At 71.2% G+C, this 2,978-nt stretch carries 2 protein-coding genes and 1 riboswitch; both genes read right to left on the bottom strand.

Translation table 11 applies throughout. The features are described 5' to 3' along the window. A riboswitch (SAM riboswitch) is annotated at positions 1 to 86 on the bottom strand. A 130-nt stretch (positions 87 to 216) separates the two neighbouring features. Then, a complete protein-coding gene (locus tag ACY45C_RS18355) occupies positions 217 to 1,515 on the bottom strand; it encodes a bifunctional o-acetylhomoserine/o-acetylserine sulfhydrylase (RefSeq protein ID WP_462188809.1) in 1,299 nt (432 codons plus the stop codon). Continuing rightward, positions 1,512 to 2,666 carry an isopenicillin N synthase family dioxygenase gene (locus ACY45C_RS18350; protein ID WP_462188808.1) on the bottom strand — a complete coding sequence of 385 codons (1,155 nt, stop codon included), beginning with the start codon at positions 2,664 to 2,666 and terminating at the stop codon, positions 1,512 to 1,514. Before ACY45C_RS18350 ends, ACY45C_RS18355 begins: the two co-directional genes overlap by 4 nt. Positions 2,667 to 2,978 lie beyond the last annotated feature (312 nt).

The following is a 2,978-nucleotide window of genomic DNA, read 5'->3' as shown; positions in this document are numbered from 1 at the left end:
CACGGCCGTGTCCTCATCCGGGGCACCCCTTCGCGAACGAGGGTTGCCGGTCAACAAGCCAGGGCTGAACGTTGGCGCTCGTGACAGCTCGGTCAACCATCAGCCAAGCGGCTGATCTGACAAACCTAGTAGGCAAACTTAGTGGGGTAAGTAGAGTTTGTCGATAGAGCTAGTGAAATACTGGGCTCTTCGCAGTGCGGCGGATGCTGAATCCGGTCAGCGCCCCTTGGTCGCGCGGAAGCCCTTCTCCAGGTCGGCCAGGATGTCGTCGACCCCCTCGATGCCGACCGACAGGCGGATCAGCTCCTCGCTCACCCCGCTGTCGGCCTGCTCGGCGGGGGTGAGCTGGGCGTGGGTCGTGGACGCCGGATGAATTGCCAGCGAGCGGACGTCCCCGACGTTGGCGAGATGGCTGTGCAGTTCGAGGGCCTCGATGAACGCCCGCCCGGCGGCGCCACCACCGCGGATACCGAAGGCCAGCACGGCGCCGGCACCATCGGGCAGGTAGCGCCGGGCCGCCGGATACCAGCGGTTCGACGCCAGGCCCGGGTAGGCGACCCAGATCACCTCGTCCCGCTCGGACAACCACTGTGCCACCCGCAGCGCGCCCGCGCTGTGCCGCTCCATCCGTAGCGACAACGTTTCCAGCCCCTGGAGCAGCAGGAAGGCGTTCATCGGGGACAGGGCCGGGCCCAGGTCGCGCAGCAGCCGCGCGCGGGCCCGCACGATGTAGGCGGTCTCTGGGAACGCGTCGAGGAAGACCAGGCCGTGGTAGGCCGGATCCGGTGTGGTGAACCGCGGATAACGGCCGTTGCCCCAGTCGAAACGCCCGCCGTCGACGATGACACCGCCGATCGACGTCCCGTGCCCGCCGATGAACTTGGTGGCGGAGTGCACCACGATGTCGGCGCCGTGTTCGAGAGGGCGGCTCAGGTACGGCGACGCCAGGGTGTTGTCCACGATCAGCGGTACCCCCGCGGCGTGCCCCACCTCGGCGATCCTGGCGACGTCGAGAACGTTCCCACGGGGGTTGCCGATGGTCTCGCCGTAGAGCGCGGCGGTGTTCGGCCGGATCGCCGCGCGCCAGGCGTCGAGGTCGTCCGGGTCGTCGACGAAGGTGGTCTCGATCCCGAACTCCGCCAGCGTGTTCCTGAACAGCGCGTACGTCCCGCCGTACAGCGAGGTCGACGACACCAGGTGCGCCCCGGCGGCGGCGAGGTTCAGCACCGCCAGGGACTGGGCGGCCTGGCCGCTGGCGGTCGCCAGGGCCGCGACCCCGCCCTCCAGATCCGCGATGCGCTGTTCGAAGACGTCCTGCGTGGGGTTGACGACCCGGGTGTAGGTGAAGCCGACCTCGGCCAGCGAGAACAGCTCGGCCGCGTGCCGCGTGTCGTCGAACACGAAGGAGGTCGTCTGGTAGATCGGCACGGCGCGCGCGCCGGTCGCCGGGTCCGGGGCGGCTCCGGCGTGGAGCTGCCGGGTCTCGAAGCTCCGACCCGGGGGGATCGTCGTCACAGGGCTTTTCCTTTGGGTCCTTTGGGGTGCTCGGCGTCGGCGTCGGCGTAGTAGCGCCGCGCCACCTCGGGATGGCTGCGTAGCCAGCTCTTGAGGGTGTTCACCCCGTGCTGGGCGAAGACCGGATTGTGCGGATCGGGCGGGGGCGCGTCGGTGATCTGCCGGAGCAGCTCGCCCGGCAGCGGAACCGGTTCCAGGGTGGCCGACAGCCGCGGCCCGAAGAAGAACGCCACGGACACCCGCTCGTGGCCCGATGGTGGGCTGACGCCCCGGTGCACGGTCGCCCGGTAGTAGCGCCGCGTCGCCAGCTCGAACATCTCGCCGATGTTGACGACGAACGCGCCGGGTTCCGGGACCGCGTCGATCCAGCCGTCGGCCCCGTCCGCCACCTGCAGGCCGGCCGCCCCCACCGCCGGCTCGCCCGGCTCGCCCGGCCCGCCGGCCGGGGCCCGCTCCGGGAGCACGCGGACGTGGTCCTGGAGGACGAACGTGAGGAAGCCGCCGTCCTTGTGCGCCCCGACTCCCTGGTCGTAGCCGTCGCCGAAGCCGGGCGGCGCCGGTCGGTACCGGATCAGCTTCAGGTGCGAGCGCGGCTCGTCGGCGAAGGTCTGGTCGAGGTGGTCGGCGGGCAGGCCCAGCGACTCGGCGAACGCCCGGACCAGCATCCGGCCCAGCCGGCCCAGCTCCGCCATGTAGGCGAGCACGGTGTCACGCACCTCGGGCAGGGCCGCGGGCCACTGGTTGGGACCGTCGAGGCGCAGGTAGACCGGATCGTCGGGGCCGAGGTCACGGGCCGGGCGCTCATCGGAGATGTCGATCTGTTCGCGGAGGTCGGGGCGGCCCCGGGTGATCTCGTGCCCGAGCCGGGTATACCCGCGGAAGTGCGGCGAGTGGATGTTCTCGATCTCCAGCTTCGACGCCTCGGGCAGCTGGAAGAACCGGCGGCTCACGTCGAGGATCGTGGTGGTGAGCGAGGCCGGGACGCCGTGTCCGGTCAGGTAGAAGAACCCCGGGCCGTGGCAGGCCTCGCGCAGGGCGGCGAGGAACTCACCTCGGTTCGTGGCGCCGGTCCGGAAGGGAGCGATGTCGAGGGTGGGCAGCGTCCGGGCCGGGGCGACCCGGTTCGCCTGGTGGGCGAAGCCGCCTGTCATCGTCGGAATCCTCCCTGCGCCGCGGGCCTCATGCCGGGTTCGCCTTGACGGCTCGCGCGGCTGCTCGACACCGCCGCGCCCCGGGAGCGTCCGTGACGTTCGTCCGCCCGTCGCCTGTCCCGCGCCAGGGTAGCGCCGCTACGGCGCAGCCGTGGGAGAACTACGAGCTGTTCCGGCGGCTGTGGCGCTCCGACCGGTGACCCGGCGGGGCCGGTTCCGCGCTCACGGCCACGACCCCGCCGATGGCTACCGGGACCGAGCCTGCCCTACAGCCGACCCGGTAACTCCCATGAGCCCGGTAACTCCCTGTAC

It is taken from the genome of Frankia sp. CcWB2 (genome assembly GCF_977927585.1).
The sequence above is the reverse complement of the archived record's forward strand: the minus strand, read 5'-3'. Positions and strand labels throughout refer to the sequence as shown.

What these genes read in the sequence shown, in the direction of transcription:
- ACY45C_RS18350 (WP_462188808.1), bottom strand. Translation starts at nt 2,666, where the DNA reads ATGACAGGCGGCTTCGCCCACCAGGCGAACCGGGTCGCCCCGGCCCGG.